Consider the following 21,677-nt stretch of genomic DNA (forward strand, 5'->3'; position numbering starts at 1 on the left):
CCTACAGAGATTTCTACAATCCTATCATATTGAATATGAAGAACAATACGCATTCACCGATCGAATTGGATGGAGAGAGCCTCAAGGAGCTTCTCCCCGAGAGGGCTTACTTTGTCACAGGCATTGACACTGATAGCGGAAAGACCGTCGCCACAGCGATGTTGTCTCGGAGATTGCTTGACGAGGGTGTGGATGCCATCACCCAAAAACTCATCCAAACAGGTTGTGGAGGATTGTCTGAGGACATCCTCTCACACCGTAAGATCGAAGGACGAGGACTTACCCCCGAAGATCATGACGGAGTGACTTGCCCTCTCGTCTACTCCTACCCTTGTTCGCCCCACATGGCAGTGTGCATCGATGGTAAAGACCTGAACCTCTCCAAGGCACAACAATCCACTGCACAACTCCTCTCAAAGTATGAGAAAGTACTCATAGAGGGAGCAGGGGGACTGATGGTTCCACTTACGGAAGAATACATCACGGTGGACTATATCTCAGACGAAAAGCTGCCTGTAATCCTTGTCACCACAGCCAAACTTGGCAGTATCAACCACACCCTCCTCACACTCGAAGTGCTGAAGAAACGTGGGCTGACGCTTTCGGCTCTTGTCTACAACAAAGGCATCTCCACGGATGACAACATCACCGCAGAGACAGAGCGTTATCTCCGTGCTTTCGTGAGCCACCATCACCCCGAGGCACACTTCATCACCCTGAACCGCATAACCTCTGTGACAGAAGGCGTTTAGGCTCACCACTCACGCCCTGCGACTCTAAGAATGCAGTACTCATTCTCTCAATCGGATGGATAATTGACATTTTTTGACTAATTTTGTGGAAACTGCAAGTGATACTGATGATCATCATGTATATGAACTGTATGAGAGACAGAGCCATAAGCAGACTGAACTCATCCTTGAGGAGGGTGACGGTGCTCCTTGGTCTACTGTTCGTCCTCTCACTACATTCGCTTGAAGCACAGATTGTGTCGTCTCGACAGCCTTTGGGCTGGGACTCCGGCGGAGGACTGCGGACGGTGTCCGAGCTCCCGACCTTGAGGATGCCCCACTTCGACACGGATTCGGCGCGTATGGCGATGGAAGCAGAGGATCTGAAGAGTAATAGGACATTTGTCTTTGCACACAAGCTGTACGCCAATGTCGATATCATCCGTGAGGGTCGTAGGGTAGACATGGCTGATCGTACGGCTTGGTTTTATCGTGTCCGCTCGAAAGGAGCAGAGAGTCTCAATTTTCTTTTCGAAGACTTCCATCTACCGGAGGGAGGTCTTCTCTTCGTCTATACACCCGACATGAAGAGGATGTTGGGTGGTTGGGGAGCTGTCAACAACAATGCTGCAAACACCCTGCCTACAGGTATCATCAACAGCGACGAGGTCATCATCGAATGCCAAGCCCCCAAAGGAGCTACGACCCCGAGGCTCAGACTCACAGAGGTCAATCATGGGGTGAGACACATACACATCGCAGGCGAACCGAGATTTGGTTCAGGCCCTCTCAAGACTACGACTTGTGCACCAAACGTGGCTTGCTTGCCGGAGCTGACCCGCCTCTCTCAGAGTGTGGTGGTGCTGGCGGTCAATGGCACCCTTATGGGTACTGCGGCTCTCATCAACAACACCCGAAACGATGGCACACCGTACCTCATATCCGCTTATCACGTATTTACTCGTGAGTGTGTGAGTTTTGCAAGCATGGAACATCTGGCAAAGACGGTCGTAGCCTTCTTCAACTACACTTCCCCTACCTGCTCCGGTGAGGTAAGAGGCACCGAAGAACAGTCTGTCGCAGGGGCGACCCTCGTGGGTGTCGAACCGACTTCGGATGCAATCATGATCAAGCTGAACAGTGCTCCACCCCGAGACTACAGTCCTTACTACTGCGGATGGAATGCAGAAGAAGCTCCTCAAGGCCAATTTACGAACATACATCACCCCAGAGTCCTACCGAAGAGAATAGGCGTCTGCAACAGAGCCATCCGAATAGGTACGACAGACGGAGGATCTCCCCGATGCCCATTCGAAAAACAGCGCCACTGGGTCATCCCGGGATGGGATATAGGCACGACACAGCCGGGATCCTCGGGCTCGCCACTCTTCGACAAGGATCACCTCTTCATCGGGGCACTCACGGGAGGCTCTTCAGAGTGTCATGCACCCCAGAATGAGGATTATTTCTATGCTTTCAGTAAGTTGTCACGCCTCGGGACTCCGGGCAGTACAGCAATCATGAAGGCTTTGAATCCCGATGGAGGTTCGGCACAGAAGTGTGAGCCCTTCGACCCTTTCAGCTCCGGCGGACGCCTCTTCCGAGTCTCGCACATCTCGGGGCTTCACAAGGGAGACAGCCTGCACCATCTATTGAGCAACATCGAACGAGACAAACTCCTCAACACAGGCAATGACATCAATGCCATCGGAGAGCGATTTGTCCTCTCTCAGGGGACGGAGATGGCAGGCTTCTACACTGTGTTGAGACAGAAAGGAGCAGAAGTCTCGGACCAACCGATAAAGTATGCGGTGTACACCAAGAATGCTCCGGCACCGGTATTGGAGGGAGAGATCAGTCTCAAAAAACTGGTGACCTATACCACCCTTGACAAGGAGCATTCGGACAAGAAAAGATCTCCGGCACCCTACATGGAGGTCTATACCCCCTTCCCGACACCCATCAAGAGCGATGCTCACAAGGAATACCTCATAGCGTTGGACATCAAAAGCATCGCTTCGTCGTTGACTCCGCTCGCACAAGAGAAGTCGGGAGAGAGAAATACATTGTACTACCGACGTGGAGACACGTGGGAACCGGCATCGAGGATGTCTGCTCCGTTTGCCGGAGGCGCAGCGTTGTGGATCGATCCTCTACTGACATCCAAGGAAACAAGTTCCTTGGAGGATGAAGAAACCATAGAATTATTCACCATCAAAAACTCTTATGCCAATAATATCGTGATAAGTATTAACAGGGAAAATACAGGTACAAACCAGACACCGAGCACCCTTGAAGTCTTCGACCTGGGCGGACGAAGACTCTACGAGAAGACATTCACGACACCTTTGTTGGTACTACCGAGAGAGGCGTTTGAGGGTCTGGGAGTACTGATCTTCAGAGTAAGACGAGGTGGCGAGGAGGAGTCCGTCAAAGCCTACTTCCCTGCTGTTTAACGTCCTGACAAAACCAATTATTTATGAAGAAGAGATTAGCGTTACTTTCGACACTGTGCCTACTCCTCGTGATGACGAGTTGCAATAAAACAAGTAACTTCAAAATATCCGGACACGTGTCCGATGCCATAGACAAGGTCCTCTATCTCGAACAGCTCAATCTGAACGGGATCCATGTCCTTGACTCTGTCAAGCTCCCTCGCAATGGGGAGTTTGCATTCAAGCAACCCGCACCCGAAGCCCCCGAATTTTACCGTTTGAGGCTGGAGAAGCAGTTCATCCCCTTCGCCATAGACAGTGCCCAACACCTCACGGTGACCGCCGATGCACGCAACTTCGCGACATCGTACAACATCTCCGGCAGTGAGGATGCCATGCTCATCAAAGAGATATGGCTCGCTCAGCTCGATGTGAATGTGAAGATATCTTCACTCGTCAATCAATACAACCAAAGTCAGATAACCATAGACGACCTCCTCCTCGGCAAAGAGAACGCAGCAAGGGAGTACAAGGAGATCGCCAACAAATACATCTTCAACACACCGATAGCTTCGGTGGCTTACTTTGCACTCTTCCAACAAGTAGGCAAGGAGTTGATCTTCTCGCCCTACGACAAGGCTGACTCAAAGAGTTTCGCTGTCGTTGCGAACATCTTCGAGGCTCTTTATCCCGAAAGCCCACGCACCAAGCACTTGTACAATCTTGCCCTCAATTCGATAGCCGTCGTAAGAGCTCAGGAGCAGCGAGACAGAGCGCAGATGCAGGCGGACAGCATCATCAATAGCGACATGGCTTCGGAGATCGGTTATGTAGACATCGAGCTTCCGGACCTCAACAACAAGATGATCAAGCTCTCCGACATCGCCGATGGACACTACACCCTGCTCTCGTTCACATCGATGGCGACGGACTGGACGACACGTTACAACAACGGTCTGTCGGGGCTGTATGATCAGTTCGAGAAGAAAGGCTTGCGCATATACCAGGTGGGCTTTGACGAAGACAGCCATATCTGGAAGAACACCGTACAGCACCTCCCTTGGACCAACGTCCGTGACAAGAACGGTGTCTACTCTCAGCTCGTGGGGTACTACAACCTGACTTCGATCCCTTCGCTCTTCATCATCAACAAAGAAGGGGTCATAGAGCTCAGGGTGAAGAGCCTTGAAGAGGCTAAGGAGTGGCTCGAAAAGCGTCTCTAAAGACCCATCCGCCGATGGACAGGAAGTTCACTCTGGAGATCTGCGCCAATTCCATCGCCTCGTGCATCGAAGCCGAGCGTGGAGGGGCATCACGTGTCGAGCTCTGTGCAGGTATCCCCGAGGGCGGCACCACACCTTCGATAGGCATGGTGACTTGTGCCCTTGAGCGTGTATCCATCCCCGTCTTCCCGATCATCAGGCCAAGGGGTGGAGACTTCTTATACACCAAGGAAGAGATAGACACGATGGAGTGCGACATCCGGATGTTCGTCGACCTCGGAGTGCCGGGAGTCGTCATCGGGGCATTGACAGCCGAAGGTCGTATCGACAAAGAGGTCTGTGCACGACTCATCGAAGCAGCCCAAGGCCGTCAGGTCACACTACACAGAGCCTTCGACATGGCTCGTGACCTTGATGAGGCACTCGAAGATGCCATCGCTTTGGGCTTCGATCGCATCCTCACTTCGGGCGGTGCTCCGACAGCCCACGAGGGGCTGAGTACCATCCGCCACTTGGTCGACAAGAGTGCAGGGCGCATATCCATCATGCCCGGCTGTGGCATAGGGGTATCCAACATCGCCCGGATCGCTCTCGAAAGTGGCGCAAGCGAGTTTCACGGCTCCCTCCGCACCGATATCCCAAGTCAGATGCTCTACCGCAATCCTCATGTCTCCATGGGCGGCACCGTCACCATCGACGAGTACAGCACCACACAGACAGATGCCAAGATCGTCAAAGAGGTCGTGCGTATCCTCTCGACAACAAGTAAATAACTCTTTCACGCAGTAAAAAAAATGAAACGAATAAACATCTTACTCATCAATATCGCCCTCATGCTCGCCCTCGTAGGCGCAGTGGTCTTCGGCGTACTCTTTTGGCTCAAAAGCTACACCCGCCACAACGATGTCGTGGAGATCCCCGACATCACAGGCATGAAGGTAGCAGAAGCCACACAAGTCCTTGAAGCGCAAGATCTCACCCTCGTGATTGCCGACTCCGTCTTCAACATGAAGATGGCTCCCGGCATCATCCTGGAGACCACTCCCAAGGTAGGCTCGATGATCAAGAGACAACGCTCCCTCTTCGTCATCGTCAACGCCACAGGTGTCCTCAAACGCCAAGTCCCCGATGTCAACAACGTCTCTCTCCGCCAAGCCATGGCGACCCTTCGTGCCGCCGGCTTCGAGAGCATCACGGTGAAGTATGTCGGCGGAGCGCACAACGACCTCGTCTTGGCACTCAAGACAGAGAGCGGACGTCTCCTCAGCAAAGGCGAAAACATCCCTTACAACACCGCCCTTGTCCTCGAAGTCTCCATCAGCGACCCTTCGCTCATGATGCGAGAAGACTCCTTGATGCAGTCCGCACCGGTCATCATCGAAGAGACCGAAGACGAAAATTGGTTTTGATCGCCCTCGACATCCCCCACACATGACAGACCTAAACGACGAACACCTCTCCGACCTCATCGATGAGGACGGAGACCCCACACCGACCGAACTGTACGAACACTTCGGCATCACGGTAGACAAAGGCCAGCAACCCATACGTATCGACAAATACCTCGTCGACCGGATGCCCAATGTCTCGCGCAACCGTGTCCAGCAGGCCGCCGATGCAGGCGTCATCTTTGTCAACCAAAAGCCGGTCAAGTCCAACTACAAGGTCAAGCCCCTCGATGTCATCTCCCTCAGGCTTGAGCGTCCTCCGTACGAGTTTGAGATCATCCCCGAGGACATCCCTCTCAACATCGTCTACGAGGACGACTACGTCATGGTCATCAACAAGCAGGCCGGACTCGTCGTCCACCCCGGGCATGGCAACTACACAGGCACGATGCTCAATGCCATCGCCTTTCACCTCAAAGACACGCCCGAGTACGATCCCTCCGACCCACGCTTGGGACTTGTCCACCGCATCGACAAGGACACCAGCGGTCTCCTGGTCATCGCCAAGACCCCCGAGGTGAAGACACACCTCTCCGCACAGTTTTTCGACAAGACGACCCATCGCCTCTACGAAGCCATCGTTTGGGGATCGGTCCAAGAGGACGAAGGGACCATCCGCACCAACCTCGCACGTGACCCCAAGGATCGCATGCAGATGACCACCTTCCCCTACGAAGGGGAGGTAGGCAAGACCGCCGTCACCCATTATCGTGTGCTCGAACGCCTCGGCTACATCTCTCGCATCGAGTGCCGCCTCGAGACAGGCCGCACCCACCAGATCCGAGCGCACATGAAGTCCATCGGACACACCCTCTTCAATGACGAACGTTATGGAGGGCACGAGATCCTGCGTGGCAATCGCTTCAGCAAGTACACGAAGTTTGTCGAAAACAGCTTCGCCCTCTGCCCCCGACAAGCCCTCCACGCCAAGACCCTCGGCTTCTATCACCCCATATTGAAGGAAGAAATGACCTTCGAAGCCCCCCTTCCTTCCGACATGGTAGCCTTGATCGAGAAATGGCGCACCTATGTCGCTTCGGGCAACATCGAGCCCGAAGTGTGACCACACCCTAAGACGGCCATACGGCACACCAGACAAACAAGACCGCCCCCGAAAAGTCTCATTCGACTTTTCGGGGGCGGTCTTGTTTGTCTTCTTTCCGATCATATTTCGAAAAAGGGCAACGCCCTATCTTATAACCATGCTATAAGCAGTGTCCCCATGATCTCGATCAATGAGTGGATATAAATAAGTAAGAGGAGACAACTTCTCATCTCCTCTGGGGCGCGATGTCTTACGGACATCTCACCGGAGAGGCTCACACCTCTTCACTGCAAAGATACGACAAATAATTCAAAAGCCTTGATGTTCTTAATGACTGAATATGTATAAGTGTATCACAAGGGAGAGCATTACAGAGCCACCTCGATAGAGATCTTAATAGTCTTAATGACTGAACATGTATAGATAGTTGGACATTACAAGCTGGACACGGAGCTGGGTCGGGGTCTTAATAGTCTTAATGACTGAACATGTATAGATAGTTGAACATTACAAGCTGGACACGGAGCTGGGTCGGGGTCTTAATAGTCTTAATGACTGAATATGTATAGATAGACCGAAGAAGATGGGTTTAGAAAACACTTTAATGATGTCTTAATAGTCTTAATGACTGAATATGTATAGATAGAAAGAAAACTAAATCCATGATACTTTACATACTCAAATGTCTTAATAGTCTTAATGACTGAATATGTATAGATAGCTCAAATGGGGAGCGGACTAACAGCGATGGCTCTGAAGTCTTAATAGTCTTAATGACTGAATATGTATAGATAGATAATCGAAAACCAATCGAATGAAGCTCGAAATACGGTCTTAATAGTCTTAATGACTGAATATGTATAGATAGATATAAGACAATATGCAGATATATAAGCCCGACGGCGTCTTAATAGCCTTAATGACTGAATATGTATAGATAGATCTACCTCGATTGAGGAGAAAAAGAAACGTCTGCTGTCTTAATAGTCTTAATGACTGAATATGTATAGATAGAGCATCCTATCTTTTGCACTTTTCTACAAGCTAAGAGCAGTCTTAATAGTCTTAATGACTGAATATGTATAGATAGACTCATATCACCGTCCTAAGAGGTAGCAAGGAGTTGTCTTAATAGTCTTAATGACTGAATATGTATAGATAGAGATTGATTATCAGCAACTTGAATAGAAACCTTTTCTTAACACGCTGAAAATCAGCAGTCATTATTTCTTCGAAAATCGCTATTCGGAGATGCTCCTACGTGAACATCATGTGGTCACAACCTCTATTTAATCCACTGCGAGACAAAGATATATAAAGAATTTCATTTTTCGAAAATTCGGAGAGGAATTTTCACGATTTTCAATTTTCGAAGATTGACAGCAGAGCACCACTGATAATCAGGAGATTAGAATGAACAAAAACAGCATTTCTTCGAAAATAGAGTGAAGATAAGAGCATCCGCAAGTATTTTCGAAAATCTCACCTCACATCTAAAAAACACAATGATCTGATATTCAAAAGGAAAAGAAAATCGCGACCATCAAAAAAGTTTCGAAAACAGATTCAGGATTTCGGGTCACATCCGAGTAGCTTCATTCGCCCCCTGAGCCACGTGTAAAGAGGGGCAAAATAAAGTCGTAGGAAGGTCGAAAACGAATCCTAGGACTTTCGAAAACGAATCTTACGACTTTCGTCATCGAGTCCTAGGACTTTTTTCAGCCCCCAAAGATCGGAGGATGCCGTGAGGAGAAAAAAAACGGAGCTATTCGTTTGGAGGAGAGAGGTGTTGAGGGATGAGGGATCGGGGCAGGGATTTGACAAGTCAGAGTGATAGAAGTCTGACGAAAATAAATGTATTATCTGCCGACTTTTGTGTAATTTTGCAGGATAATTGACGTCGAACCCTTTTAGCATCAATGATATGGAATACAGATTTACCGAAATAGAGAAGAAGTGGCAGGCTTTTTGGAAGGCGAATGACACCTACAAGGTGACAGAAGACCCCTCTAAACCAAAGTTTTATGTCTTGGACATGTTTCCCTACCCATCGGCGGCAGGGCTACACGTGGGACACCCTCTGGGCTACATCGCTTCGGACATTATTTCGAGATACATGCGCCATAAGGGCTACAATGTCCTACACCCCATGGGTTATGATGCTTATGGTCTGCCTGCGGAGCAGTACGCGATCCTCACGGGTCAGCACCCCGAGGTGACGACTCAGGTGAATACGGAGCGTTACCGCAAGCAGTTGGACAACATAGGGTTCAGTTACGACTGGGATCGTGAGGTGCGCACCTCCGACCCGAAGTATTACAAGTGGACGCAGTGGGCCTTCGTCAAGATGTTCAACTCGTACTACGACAACAAGGTGCAGAAGGCGAGATCCATCGACGATCTCGTGGCGCACTTCGAGGCACGAGGCACGGCAGACCTTGATGTGGCTTGTGGCGAAGACCTTTGCTTCACCGCTGAGGAGTGGAAGGCGATGGACGAGCAAAGCCGTCGTCGTACGCTGATGAACTACCGCTTGGCTTATCTCGGTGAGACGATGGTCAACTGGTGCGCTGCGCTGGGTACCGTCCTTGCCAACGATGAGGTGAGCGATGGCGTATCCATCCGTGGCGGTCATCCTGTCGAGCAGAAGCGTATGATGCAGTGGTGTCTCCGTGTGTCGGCTTATGCCGATCGTCTCCTCAAGAGCCTTGAGCGTCTCGAGTGGAGCGATGCGCTCAAGGAGACTCAGCGCAACTGGATCGGTCGCTCCGAGGGGGCAGAGGTGAAGTTTGCGATCAAGGGTAGCGACGAGGTGATGACGGTCTTCACGACACGTGCAGACACACTCTTCGGTGTCACCTTCATGGTGCTTGCGCCAGAGAGCGACTACGTCGACGTGGTGACTTCGCCGGCACAGCGTGAAGCCGTGGAGGCTTACCTCGACCGCACGAAGAAGCGCACGGAGCGTGAGCGTATGATGGACAAGGCAGTGACAGGTGTCTTCAGCGGTGGCTATGCCATCCATCCTGTGACGGGAGCAGAGATACCGGTATGGATCAGCGACTATGTCCTCGCAGGTTATGGCACGGGAGCTGTAATGGCCGTACCCGGACACGACACGAGAGACTTCGCATTTGCGCGTAAGTTCGACCTCCCTATCGTCCCTGTGGTGAAGGGTGGTGATGACTTTGACGAAAATACGGCCAACTGGGAGAATGCCATCGACAGCCACGAGGGCGTGATGATCAATTCGGACTTCCTTGACGGTCTCAATGTCGATGAGGCCATCGAGCGTATGCGTGCCTTTGTCGAGGAAAAAGGCATCGGCAAGAGGCGTGTCAACTACCGTCTGCGTGATGCGATCTTCAGTCGTCAGCGTTATTGGGGCGAACCATTCCCCGTGTACTACAAGGAGGGGATGCCTTATACCCTACCCGAGGACAAACTCCCCCTTCTCCTTCCGGAGATCGACAAGTACCTCCCTACCGAGACAGGCGAACCTCCGCTCGGTCGTGCCGAAGGGTGGCACACAGAGGAGGGCTATCCGCTCGAACTATCGACGATGCCGGGCTTTGCGGGCTCGTCGGCATACTTCCTCCGATACATGGATCCGCACAACGAGGATGCACTCGTGGCTCGTGACAAGAACGAGTACTGGAGACAGGTAGACCTCTACCTCGGGGGTACGGAGCACGCTACGGGACACTTGATATACAGTAGATTTTGGAACAAGTTCTTGTTCGACCTTGGCTACATCTGCGAGGATGAGCCGTTCAAGAGGTTGATCAACCAAGGGATGATACAGGGCAGGTCCAACTTCGTCTATCGCATCAAGGACACAAACACTTATGTCTCCCTCGGACTCAAAGATAATTATGATGTGACCCCTATCCACGTGGATGTCAACATCGTACACAACGACAAGCTGGATCTCGAAGCGTTCCGCACGTCGCTCCCCGATCGCAAGGATGCGGAGTTCGTCCTCGAAGCCGACGGTTCGTATGTCTGTGGCTGGGCGGTCGAGAAGATGAGCAAGTCGTACTTCAACGTGGTCAACCCCGACGACATCATCGAACACTACGGGGCAGACACCTTGAGGCTGTATGAGATGTTCCTCGGACCACTCGAGCAGTCGAAACCTTGGGACACCAACGGCATCGATGGCGTACACCGATTCTTGAAGAAGCTCAACGGCCTCTTCTTCGACGGTGACAACCTCTCCATCAGTGACGAAGCTCCCACACCCGAAGAGCTCAAAACCCTCCACAAGACCATAAAGAAGGTGAGCAGCGACATCGAGGGTATCTCGTTCAACACGAGCGTGAGTGCCTTCATGATCTGTGTCAACGAGCTCCAGGGACTCAAGTGCAACAAGCGTGCGATCCTCGAACCACTCACGGTGCTCATCTCTCCTTTTGCGCCACACTTGGCAGAAGAGTTTTGGCACTTGCTCGGACACGAGGGTACAGTGACTACCGTCCCTTATCCCGAGTGTAATGAGGATTATCTCGTGGAGAGCTCGGTGAAGTACCCCATCTCTTTCAACGGCAAGGTACGCTTCACGCTCGAACTCCCTGCCACCCTCTCACCCAAGGAGGTCGAGGAGGTCGTCCTCGGCAACGAACAAACACAAAAAGCCCTTGGCGACAAGTCCCCCAAGAAGGTCATCGTCGTCCCCGGGCGTATCGTCAACATCGTCATGTAATGTCACAACAACAATAAAAACAATATTTACTCACAAAAAATGAATACAAAAAGAAATCTTATCAATGCGATCAAGGACTACGCGTTCATCTTCGTCAGTATCCTCATCTATGGCTTTGCGTGGCAAGGTCTGATCTTCTCGCACAAGATCACCACAGGGGGTCTTGCAGGTATCGCGTCTGTCATCAGTTGGGCGTTCGAGATCCCGGCATCTTATCCCTACAATATCATCAACGTGGGTCTTGTGATCCTCGCTCTCTTCATCTTGGGTTGGAGATTTTCGCTCAAGACCGTGTATAGCGTGGCTGTACTGGCGATCACGATCCCATTCTACGAAAGTTTCTTCGCAAAGCATGGCCCCCTCTTGGCTGACCAACCCGTATTGGCGGTCGTCCTCGGTGCGATCCTCTGCGGTCTTTCGCTCGGTATGGTGTTCTCCGTCAATGGTTCGACCGGGGGTACCGACATCGTCGCTGCGATCATCAACAAGTACCGCAACGTCACCATCGGTCGTGCGCTCATGCTCATCGACTTCGTCATCCTCGGTATCTCTTACTACCTCTTCAGAGACGCAGACAAGATCATCCTTTCGCTCGTCGAAGTGATCGTCGTGAACCTCACTGTGGACTACTACCTCAACGGCTATCGCCAGAGCGTACAGTTCTTCATCAACACCAAGAAGCACAAAGAGGTCGCAGATGTCATCATGCAAGAGCTCAACAGAGGCTGTACCTTCCTCGAAGCTGAAGGCGCATTTACAGGCGAAAAGCAGAAGTTGGTCATGGTCATCGCAAAGAAGTCCGAGTCGACAATGGTCTTCCGTGCGATCAAGAGCGTAGACCCTCAGGCATTCATCTCACAGAGTCTCGTCCGTGGTGCTTACGGCCGTGGGTTTGAAGACCTCCAAAGCATCAAGGACAAGTGATGAAGCTCGTTTTTGCAACACATAACGACCACAAACTCCAAGAGGTGAGAGCCATCCTTGGGGACCTTGTGGACGTTGTTTCTCTCAAAGACCTACAAGATTTCGACGAAATAGAGGAGAACGGTCTGACCTTAGAAGAGAATGCATCCATAAAAGCCCGTACCGTGTTCACACGGTACGGGCTTCCTTGTTTTGCCGACGACACTGGCTTGGAAGTCAAAGCCCTCGATGGCGCACCCGGTGTCTACTCGGCGAGGTATGCAGGCCCCGGTCATGATGCCAAGGCAAATATGGCAAAGCTCCTGAAAGAGATGGAAGGCATAGAAGACCGCAGGGCACGCTTCCGCACCGTCGTCTCTCTCGTCATCGACGGCAAGGAGTACCTTTTCGATGGTGAAGTGGCAGGCGAGATCATGCTCACACCGGCCGGTGTCGAAGGCTTCGGCTACGATCCCGTGTTTCGCCCCGAAGGCTGCACCGAAAGTTTTGCAGAGATGTCCACCGAGAAGAAAAACGGCATGAGCCATCGAGGCAGAGCGATCCAAGCCCTTGCTCGCCACTTGTCACAGCTTCCCCGAAAGTAACGCCTGCTCAGAACTTACTCCTGAGAAAAACCAATGCCTGATCCTCGAAATCAAATTGTCTAACTTGTCGCATCACCTCAGACAACCTTCGTGATCAAGTCAGACAACCTTTTTTCATGAGACCGAGATCAGAGATATACCACAAACCGCTGTAAAGTAATCTTTTTCTGTAACATCGGCTGAAGCTCCCTTATGTCGAACAACTGACGTTGAAGAGCAGATCACACATAGCAACCCATAGAGTATGACAAAAGAGGTATCCAAACATACACCGACCATATTTGAGCAGATCCGTCAGGTCGATGAGCAGGGCAACGAGTTTTGGAGTGCTCGTACCATGGCAAAAGCCTTGGAGTACTCGGAATACAGACATTTCCAACCTGTCATCGAGAGAGCTAAAGAAGCTTGTGTCAACAGTGGTCAAAAGCTCACTGACCATTTCGAGGACATCCTCGAAATGGTCCCCATCGGTTCAGGAGCAGAGAGGAAAACAGATAGTGTAAGACTCTCTCGTTATGCCTGTTACCTGATTGTCCAAAATGCAGACCCGAGCAAAGAGATCGTAGCATTGGGTCAGACCTATTTTGCAATACAAACCCGTTTGCATGAAATAAGGCAAATGGAGGAGTACAACCGACTAAGCTCGGAGGATGAAAAACGACTCTTCCTCCGCAACGAGATGGCCAAGCACAATGCCCAACTTGCCGCAGCGGCAAAAGACGCCGGAGTCATTCAGCCCGTGGACTATGCCATCTTCCAAAATCACGGCTACATGGGACTCTACGGAGGGTTGGATGCAAAGGCGATACACGCAAGAAAGGGCTTGAAGAAAAGTCAGCAGATCTTGGATCATATGGGAAGCACCGAGTTGGCGGCAAATCTATTTCGCGCAACGCAAACCGAAGAGAAACTGAGAAGGGAAGACATCAAAGGCAAGCATAAAGCCAATCAAACTCACTTTGAAGTTGGCAAAAAAGTGAGAGATACCATACGTGAGCTTGGTGGAACCATGCCCGAGGATCTTCCCACAGCTGACAGTATAAAGAAGATCGAGAGTGCAAAGGAGCCTAAACCTCTAAAAAGGAAAAAGTAAATCATCTTGAGACATTCTTCGAGAAAACGCTTATAATCACTACTCACCCATGGGACTACCCGTCGAACAAACAGAACTGCCTCAGGCTTATCCCCTGTCCGAACTGTTGGAGCACATCCGACAGCTCGTCAAGAGCACGTACGACGGCACATATTGGATCGTGGCTGAGGTCATCGAGCTGAGCCACAGCCGTGTGGGACACTACTATTTCACGCTTGGGGAGATGCAGGACGGCAAGGTCGTTGCGAAAGTGCAGGGCAACCTTTGGGCAGGTGTCGCGAGGTCGGTCATGAGCGAGTTCGAGCGCATCACCGGAGGTAAGATCGAGAAAGGGATGCAACTCATGCTTCAGGTCAGGGTCGAGTTTACACCACTTTATGGTCTATCACTCACCATCCTCGGCATCAATGCAGAGTACACCCTCGGCAATCTCGAACGCCTCAAGCGTCTCGCCATCGAACGCCTTCAGACCGAAGGGGTGTTCGACATGAACCGCCTCCTCTCCCTGCCTCTCCTTCCTCTCCGTCTCGCCGTGATCTCATCCGATACTGCAGCAGGCTGGGGAGACTTCTGCCAACACATCGAACAAAGTGGCATCTCTCACCTCCTACGCATCAAGCTCTTCCCTTGTATCATGCAGGGCGCACAGACCACCCCTTCGATACTTGCTGCGCTGGACTCTATCTATGACGAAAGAGAGGACTTCGATGCCCTACTCGTCCTACGAGGAGGAGGAAGCCGACTGGACCTCAGTGCCTTCGATGACTACGAACTCTGCTCCCACCTCGCACAGATGCCTTTACCTGTACTCACGGGGATCGGACATGAGAGAGACGAGAGTGTCGCAGACCTCATCGCACACACACGGCTCAAGACCCCGACGGCACTGGCAGAATTCATCGTAAGAAGGGTCGAAGAAGCCCTCACTCGTCTCTTCGATGTCGAAGAGGGGATCAAGACCCTCCTTTCGGAGCGCAGAGAAGAAGCTCAAGAGATCCTCGATCATACCCTCTTACACCTACGCCAATCCCTCTACAGTCTCACCCTCAATGAGACACGGAGACTACACCGTCTGTCCACAGCACTGAGCATCCCACTAAGGAGCCTGAGCCACCGATCGGAGACAAGACTTCACAGCCTTGTCGGTAGCTTTGCCAGGACTGCCCACCGGCTTCTTTCGAACGAGAAGTCTCAGCTCGCCACCAAACAAAACCGCCTCACCCTCTCCGTTCGTGAGCGTCTTTCGTCGGGCAACTATGAGACCGACCGATGCAGAGATCGTCTCACCACACAGCTCCAAGCACTCCGCCCACGACAGACACAACTCCTCGAACACCTGGAAACCGTCGCCAAGACCTACGACCCCACGCACATCATGCGTCGAGGCTTCTTACCCGTCATGGCAGAGGGAGCTCCGCTCCTCTCGGTCAATCAGCTCAGTCACACAACGACCCTCACTGTCGTGCTCCCGGATGGGAAAGCGACAGCAGAAGTCAAGGACATACTTCCGGAAGAGTGACCCGCACTTTTGTCTGACACAATAACATCATAACCCCTATCATCGTAATGGCAACCAAAAACAAAACAGACAACATATCAAAGCTCTCCTACGACGAAGCTCTCCAAGAGGCCGAAGATATCCTCCGTCGTCTCGAAAATGAGAAGCTACCCATCGATCAAGTCATCGCACAAAGCCGAAGAGTAGCATCACTCATCAAGCACTGCAAGGTCAAGATCACCGAAGTCGGCAAAGAAGTCGATGACATCCTCGATGATCTGCAAGACGACGAGAACATCCGTCCCTGACAATTCACAAATAGATAGAAGAAAGGCTATCCCAAGGAGTCAAAAGAAAAACTCCTTAGGATAGCCCTCTTCGTTTTTATGCAAAAAAATGATTGGGGACTGTCTCACGACAACCCCCAATCCCTTGTTTAACCTTTTAAATCTAATACTATTATGAAAAAACCACGATGCTAATATAGACACTATTTTTTAATTATGAAACTATTTTCGACTAAAAAGTGTCTTTTTTCATTTTGAAAGACATAATTAACTTTCATATTGAACACACTCAACGACAAAGCACATTACACTTGTAAACTTTTTACACATTCAAAACACCCTCAATCCCTCTACAGACAAAGGATAGAAAGCAATCTACACCAAGACAAAGCATTCCAATCTGTCTATCAAGCCATTGAACAACGCACAGACTTACCACAGCGAGTCACAAAAGGGATTTCGACCCAAAATCAATCCGGATGCAAAGAAGGAACCCACTTCGGAGGCCACTGCTTCGGACAATCAAATAATACCGGTACAAAAAACTATATGTAAAAAACATTGGCTATATTAGCCGTATAGGCCAAGGGGGGATTGTGGGACTTGATCACCGTGCGAAGGCATGAATGTACGGTGAGCATTTTAGAAAAACACAGTCTCTTTTGCCCTTGTGGTATGCAGAGGATCACCTTTGGGGGTGTAAGCCTGCTCATGCTTGAAGAAGAGAAGAAATTAGTTAACTTAAAAAGAAGGACTGACATGAAAACAGCTGTTTACTTTATGCGTTGCCTTACAGATCTTACCATGGGTGACGAGACACTTGGAATCAACTCCGTGATGGGAGAAGGAGAGGAGAACATACCCGATGAACTACTCGGGGAGTTTGACATCCCGCCACTCATAATGATGAGGGAGATCAGACGAACCTTGGATGAGAAGGCATTTCCATACATGGATTATGTATTTGGGGGTGGTCACTTCGCTTTCCACAAAGGACGATTGATTGCATCTCCCGGCTCTCCGGAGGACGAAGGGGATGAATGGATGATCCTGAACGAAGATGGATGGGAGGAAGAGTTCGAAACAATGATGAACGACTTATGGTCATCACAAGTCCAACCCGACATAAGCCCCAACGGAGTCTACAACAAGATACGCACCGAACTTGAAGCCCTACCGATAGTCCGAAAACGCAAAAGAAAAAGAAGGAGAGAAGTGCTCAATGCCGCCAACCAGCCGGCAATACCGGCGGACTCTTGCTTCATTTTCTTTATCAACTATGATGACCAAGAGAAGTTTGAAGCTCTTGACCGGATGCTTCGACAAGAGACTTTTGAGATCGGTACAGATTTAGGGAACGACAGGGGGACTTGCAAGATCATCAACATCTCTTGAGACATCCCCACAAAGAGCCTTACAAGGGCTTCGGACATAAATACTCTTACGTACACCTCCAAGGGTCTGTGGCAAGTGGTCATCCCTCTTTGCCACAGACCTTTTTTTGTATCGGTGTGTGGTATAAGGGAGAGACAGCCTACTTCTCTCCTTGCCTGAGGGCACGGAAGATCTCGGGCGCTATGGGGCACGAGAGGCAGAGACCTTGGGTGCAACAGTTGTTGTAGAGATGGATGAGGGCTTGGGTGTCAGAGGCGTGGCGAGCGATGACGCCGTGTCGGGCGAAGAGACGTACGATGTGATTCTCCTCGGCAGCGAGTGTTGTCAGCCATTCGATGGCCTCAAGAGCCTTGGACCGGTGACCTTGGGCGGTGTGGTAGTGGTAAGCCGTGGGGATGATGGCATTGATGAGGAGAGAGCGTACTGTGCTCGCACCCACTCCGCCCATGAGACGTGTCGAAGCGTGCCCAAAGTCGTAGTGTCGGCACCAGTATTCGGATGGAGAAGAGGCAAGAAGAGCTTCGAGGGTCGCAAAGTCGAGGGTGGAGACAGCAGTCATGATGTCCCCCTCTTGTTTCATCAACGAAGCTGCGATGGCGAGCCGGCGTGCAGGGTAAGAGTAAGGACGGATACGGAGCTTACGGAAGATGCCTTGGGGCACGGGTCGGAGCTCAAACTTCTTGGCGTAAAACAAGTATTCGTCCCTCAATCGGGCTTCATAGTCGTCTCGTGGATGATCGGAGATGAGCGAGGCCTGACCGATCAGCATGGCTTCGAGAGGGATGAGGTCGTTGGCGTGTTTTTTCAGATAGATATAAGGGAGATGCTGTGCCACGAGCGCCATGGCATCGTTGTTGGCGTGTGCACCCAGATAACGCATCAAGGTGTGATAAAAGAGAGTGTGATAACTGCCGTCATCCGTCCTCTGCTCAAGAGCCATGATCTTCCCCCGGAGACGGTCTACGGTGAGTCTGTCGAGGATGTTGTGCCACTTGACTTCGGGGACCTCAGCCATCTCTGGCGTACAACGGAGGGCATCCGAAGTGATGTCCATATCCTTGAGCCGGTGGATGAGTGTCGGCGATATCTGTATGAGGGCAGTAGGGAGGACTTCTCCTTTGGTATTGGTCACCTCGACATCTGCCTCCATGACGATATGAAGCACCACGCTGTCATAGCGTGGATCCTTGTCGTGTCCGTGCTTTACCCAATCCGAAGCTCTGAGGTGTATCTCCACTGCTCCGCACCATTCGAGTCCGCCGAAGACAACCCGCGCCATCTCGAAGTCCGGCCCGTCACATATATTCTGTCGTCCGACCTTGAGGACACGCACCTGCTCTTCGCCGAAGAGGAGGGCATCGAAGAGTCGGTTTTTCCAGATATAATGCAGGTGTTGTTCGGTCATGGCAGACTGTCTGTCAGGCTATCGGTGATCGCTGTCGTATTTCTCTTTGAGATACTTACCCGTATAAGAGTTTTCGCATGCCATCAAGCCCTCAGGTGTACCGCTGAAGACGAGATGTCCCCCATCCTTGCCCCCCTCGGGACCCAAGTCGATGATGTGATCGGCACACTTGATGACCTCCATATTGTGCTCGACGATGAGGAGCGAATGCCCTTTCTTCAGGAGGGCGTCGAAAGCCTCCATAAGCACGTGCACATCGTGGACGTGAAGCCCGGTGGTCGGTTCGTCAAAGATGAAGAGCGTCTTGTCCCTCTTGACCCCTGCGATGTAGTAAGCGAGCTTGACACGCTGGCTCTCTCCGCCCGAGAGTGACGATGAGTTTTGCCCCAGCTTGACATAACCGAGCCCCACATCCTTGAGTGCTTGGAGGAGCCCTGCAATGCGCTTGCACTCTACATACTCGGCCTTATGGGCGGAGAAGAAGTCTATGGCTTCTGTCACGGTCATCTCCAAGATGTCGTAGATGCTCTTGTCCTCGAACTTCACCTCCAGCACATCTTCCGAAAATCGTTTGCCATGACATTCCTCACACTCGATCTGCATGTCCGCCATGAACTGCATCTCGACATTCACGACACCCTCGCCCTTGCAGTACTCGCATCGTCCGCCTTCTTTGTTGAACGAAAAAAAGACCGGTGTGTATCCCATCTGTTTTGACAACTGCTGAGCCGCGAAGAGCTTTCGGATCTCGTCGTAAGCTCCGATGTAGGTCACGGGATTGGAGCGTGAGCTCTTGCCGAGCGAATTCTGATCGACATACTCCAATGCCTTGACATCGCTGAGGTTGCCCATGATGCGCTCACAAGCGATGGATTCGATCGGAGCACCGTCCAAGAGACGCTTCATGCCTTCGTAGAAGATGTCCCTGACGAACGAACTCTTGCCCGAGCCACTCACTCCGGTCACCACCGTGATCACCCCGAGAGGGATCTCGATGTCCACCCCTTTGAGGTTATGGAGGTATGCCCCCTTGACCAGCATCGAACGATCCCACTTGCGACGCTGTGTCGGCCAAGGTATACACGCTCGTCCCGAAAGGTATTCGACGGTATGACTGTCAGAGGCAGGGGGCAAAGTCGTGGGACTGCCCTGGTAGACGATCTGTCCTCCCTCACGCCCTGCACCGGGGCCTATGTCGATGATCAAGTCCGCCGCCCGGATCATCTCTTCGTCGTGCTCGACGACGACGACGGTATTCCCCATGTCCGCCAGCCTGCGGACGATGTCGATGAGGAGATGTGTGTCTCTGGAGTGGAGACCTATACTTGGCTCGTCAAGGATGTACAACGAACCGATGAGTCCGCTACCGAGAGAGGTGGACAAGGCTATACGCTGGCTCTCACCACCCGAGAGAGTATTGGAGAGACGATCCAGAGTGAGGTAGCCGAGCCCTATCTCATCGAGGAGAGCGACCCTGAGACGAAGTTCATCGAGGAGTCGCTCCCCGACCTTCATGTCGTGGTCGTCAAGAGAAAGGTCTCGGAGCCACTTGTTGAGTTCGGAGATCGGCATCTCCACGAGGTCAGCGATGTTTTTGCCGGCAATGCGGACATAGAGAGCCTCCTTTTTGAGCCTTCGCCCCTTGCACTCGGGACAGGTGGTGCGCCCCTTGAATCGAGCCAACATGATCCGATAGTGCATCTTGTACGTCTGTGTCTCAAGGTACTCGAAAAAGGCATCTATCCCGTACACACCCGGAGCTCCATGCCATAGCAGGTCTTTTTGCTCTTCGGTGAGTTCGTTGTAGGGGCGATGGATGGGGAAGTCGTACTTCTCCACGGACGAGATGAACTCGGTGAGCCACACCGACATCTTCTCCCCTCTCCAGCACACGACAGCGTTATCGTAGACCGAGAGCCTCTTGTTCGGCACGACGAGATCCTCATCTATCCCCATGACTTTGCTGAAGCCCTCGCATACGGGGCAAGCACCGACAGGGCTGTTGAAGCTGAAAAGGTTGTCCGTAGGCTCTTCAAAGACGATGCCATCAGCCTCGAAGACATCCGAGAAGGAGCGTCTCATCCACCCCTTGGAGCCTCCCTCGTAGAGGATCGTAGCCTTGCCTCGACCCTCAAAGAAAGCGGTCTCCACCGCATCTCCGAGACGCTGAGAGAGAGCCTCGTTGTCCCGACTTGCCGAAAGTCTGTCGATGACGATGGACACATCCTCCGGCTCAAGGCCTTCGATATACTCATCCTCAAGGTCTCCTATACGCATCACCTCATCCTTGACGGCGATACGGCTGTAACCGATCTGCATCAAGAGTCGCAAGTGCGCCACAAGAGTCCTGTCCTCGGGAAGGATCACCGGAGCAAGCACCATATACTTCGTCCCATCGTCCAGAATGGCCACAAAGTCGCGCACATCCGCCACGGTATGACGACGCACGACCTCTCCGCTCACGGGAGATATGGTCTTGCCGATACGGGCGAAGAGCATCTTCATGTAGTCATACACCTCCGTCGAGGTACCTACCGTGGATCGGGGCGAACGCCCTCCTCCGGACGACTGGCGTATGGCGATGGCGGGAGGGATGCCGGAGATGTAGTCGCACTCCGGCTTGGCCATCTTGCCCACAAACTGGCGGGCGTACACACTCAAGCTCTCGACATAACGGCGCTGTCCCTCGGCATAGAGGGTATCAAAGGCGAGCGAACTCTTGCCCGAGCCACTCAATCCCGTGATCACGACCAGCCGATCCCGAGGGATCTTGACCGACACATCCTTGAGGTTATTGACCCTTGCCCTGTGGACTTCTATATATTCGTTTCCTTTACTCATCATTTATGATTGTGCCATCCATTTGTGAGGGATAGCCCATAAAGGTACAAAAAGCATACGATA

At 51.7% G+C, this 21,677-nt stretch carries 15 protein-coding genes and 1 CRISPR repeat array; of the genes, 13 read left to right on the forward strand and 2 right to left on the reverse strand.

Annotated features, from left to right (window positions below; genetic code table 11):
* Positions 1–35: 35 nt before the first annotated feature.
* The 13 genes from bioD (at position 36) to EL262_RS06475 (ending at position 17,368) form a co-directional block, all read left to right on the forward strand.
* Positions 36–752 carry a dethiobiotin synthase gene (gene bioD / locus EL262_RS06415; protein ID WP_025837391.1) on the forward strand — a complete coding sequence of 239 codons (717 nt, stop codon included), beginning with the start codon at positions 36–38 and terminating at the stop codon, positions 750–752.
* Positions 753–874: 122 nt separating this feature from the next.
* Positions 875–3,187 carry a trypsin-like serine peptidase gene (locus tag EL262_RS06420; protein WP_126464384.1) on the forward strand — a complete coding sequence of 771 codons (2,313 nt, stop codon included), beginning with the start codon at positions 875–877 and terminating at the stop codon, positions 3,185–3,187.
* Between the two features lie 23 nt (positions 3,188–3,210).
* Complete coding sequence (locus tag EL262_RS06425; RefSeq protein ID WP_025837385.1) at positions 3,211–4,389, forward strand: redoxin domain-containing protein; 1,179 nt, start codon at positions 3,211–3,213, stop codon at positions 4,387–4,389.
* 14 nt (positions 4,390–4,403) lie between these two features.
* On the forward strand, positions 4,404–5,162 hold the full coding sequence (locus tag EL262_RS06430; protein ID WP_025837383.1) for a copper homeostasis protein CutC: 759 nt from the start codon (positions 4,404–4,406) through the stop codon (positions 5,160–5,162).
* Between the two features lie 21 nt (positions 5,163–5,183).
* Complete coding sequence (locus EL262_RS06435; protein WP_025837381.1) at positions 5,184–5,798, forward strand: PASTA domain-containing protein; 615 nt, start codon at positions 5,184–5,186, stop codon at positions 5,796–5,798.
* 22 nt (positions 5,799–5,820) lie between these two features.
* Positions 5,821–6,900 carry an RluA family pseudouridine synthase gene (locus EL262_RS06440; RefSeq protein WP_025837379.1) on the forward strand — a complete coding sequence of 360 codons (1,080 nt, stop codon included), beginning with the start codon at positions 5,821–5,823 and terminating at the stop codon, positions 6,898–6,900.
* A 372-nt stretch (positions 6,901–7,272) separates the two neighbouring features.
* Positions 7,273–8,045: a CRISPR direct-repeat array (repeat unit 38 nt; unit sequence GTCTTAATAGTCTTAATGACTGAATATGTATAGATAGA).
* 761 nt (positions 8,046–8,806) lie between these two features.
* Positions 8,807–11,587, forward strand: coding sequence for a leucine--tRNA ligase (gene leuS / locus EL262_RS06445; RefSeq protein ID WP_078735689.1), 2,781 nt, complete (start codon positions 8,807–8,809; stop codon positions 11,585–11,587).
* Between the two features lie 39 nt (positions 11,588–11,626).
* Positions 11,627–12,511 carry a YitT family protein gene (locus tag EL262_RS06450; RefSeq protein ID WP_036847841.1) on the forward strand — a complete coding sequence of 295 codons (885 nt, stop codon included), beginning with the start codon at positions 11,627–11,629 and terminating at the stop codon, positions 12,509–12,511.
* The gene (gene rdgB / locus EL262_RS06455) at positions 12,511–13,095 is read left to right on the forward strand and encodes an RdgB/HAM1 family non-canonical purine NTP pyrophosphatase (RefSeq protein ID WP_036853424.1); all 585 of its coding nucleotides are present in this window, start codon (positions 12,511–12,513) and stop codon (positions 13,093–13,095) included. The genes EL262_RS06450 and rdgB overlap by 1 nt, the downstream gene beginning before the upstream one ends.
* 244 nt (positions 13,096–13,339) lie before the next feature.
* Positions 13,340–14,188 (forward strand): DNA damage-inducible protein D, encoded by an 849-nt coding sequence (dinD, locus tag EL262_RS06460; protein ID WP_025837376.1) that lies wholly within the window; start codon positions 13,340–13,342, stop codon positions 14,186–14,188.
* 49 nt (positions 14,189–14,237) lie between these two features.
* Positions 14,238–15,707, forward strand: coding sequence for an exodeoxyribonuclease VII large subunit (gene xseA / locus EL262_RS06465; protein WP_036853423.1), 1,470 nt, complete (start codon positions 14,238–14,240; stop codon positions 15,705–15,707).
* A 47-nt stretch (positions 15,708–15,754) separates the two neighbouring features.
* Positions 15,755–15,994: an exodeoxyribonuclease VII small subunit gene (xseB, locus tag EL262_RS06470; RefSeq protein ID WP_025837374.1), complete on the forward strand. Its 240-nt coding sequence runs from the start codon at positions 15,755–15,757 to the stop codon at positions 15,992–15,994.
* 738 nt (positions 15,995–16,732) lie between these two features.
* Positions 16,733–17,368 carry a hypothetical protein gene (locus EL262_RS06475; protein ID WP_126464385.1) on the forward strand — a complete coding sequence of 212 codons (636 nt, stop codon included), beginning with the start codon at positions 16,733–16,735 and terminating at the stop codon, positions 17,366–17,368.
* Positions 17,369–17,507: 139 nt separating this feature from the next.
* Here EL262_RS06475 and EL262_RS06480 read toward each other — a convergent pair whose 3' ends face one another.
* Positions 17,508–18,773, reverse strand: coding sequence for a DUF2851 family protein (locus EL262_RS06480; RefSeq protein ID WP_025837372.1), 1,266 nt, complete (start codon positions 18,771–18,773; stop codon positions 17,508–17,510).
* An 18-nt stretch (positions 18,774–18,791) separates the two neighbouring features.
* Positions 18,792–21,614 carry an excinuclease ABC subunit UvrA gene (gene uvrA / locus EL262_RS06485; protein WP_078735707.1) on the reverse strand — a complete coding sequence of 941 codons (2,823 nt, stop codon included), beginning with the start codon at positions 21,612–21,614 and terminating at the stop codon, positions 18,792–18,794.
* Positions 21,615–21,677: the final 63 nt, after the last annotated feature.

This window comes from Porphyromonas cangingivalis (genome assembly GCF_900638305.1).
In the GTDB taxonomy this organism is placed as follows: Bacteria; Bacteroidota; Bacteroidia; order Bacteroidales; family Porphyromonadaceae; genus Porphyromonas_A; species Porphyromonas_A cangingivalis.